The sequence below is a fragment of the Blautia sp. AF14-40 genome (genome assembly GCF_003479665.1).
Taxonomy (GTDB): domain Bacteria; phylum Bacillota; class Clostridia; order Lachnospirales; family Lachnospiraceae; genus Fusicatenibacter; species Fusicatenibacter saccharivorans.
In genome coordinates, this window is sequence record NZ_QUHK01000032.1 from 25,436 (window position 1) to 26,024 (window position 589).

Genomic DNA, 589 nt, shown 5'->3' on the forward strand with positions numbered 1-589 from the left:
AGGAGAAAAGCCCGGAAATAAGGGATTTCCCCTGGCAACCGGCTCGGCAACGGGATAGCAACAGGGGGTGCAACGGGCTGTCCTTTTCAGAAGGGAAGCTCCATCTGTTCTGTGACCTCCACAAAACCGTCCATCGTTTTTTCAGACGGATTGCCGGATTCCGTTGCCGGGTTTTCACGCTCCCAGTCCTTTTGTCTGCCGTATTCGGAAAACATTCTTGGGTTCGGGAAGTACCGCCATCCGGTAATGCACTGGTTCATTATCTCGTTGATTTCCCGGATTTCCCATTGCTTCGGCTCGTCAAAGGCATGGTTCAAGGCTTCCTTGTAAAGCTGCTTGGAGCAGACCATGCTCCCGGTGTACTTATCAAGGTATGCCTGTATCATCCCGGCTTTGGTGTCCTCTGGCATGAAATCCCGCTGGTGTTCCTTGAGATACCGCTGCACGGCGGGGCTGAACGCCAGCTTGAACCTGCCACTTTTATAAATCTCCATTGCTTCCGCCCACATCTGCCCGATATAGGCTCTGGAAGCGGCTTCGTCCTCCAGAATGTGAACCTCGGCTTGCTCCGGGTACACCATGACCGGGA

The 589-nt window shown here is 53.8% G+C and carries 1 pseudogene; it reads right to left on the reverse strand.

Features of this window, described 5'->3' with window-relative positions:
• Positions 1-86 precede the first annotated feature (86 nt).
• Positions 87-589 (reverse strand): annotated as a pseudogene (locus DWW13_RS15750) (virulence-associated E family protein); the annotation flags it as partial.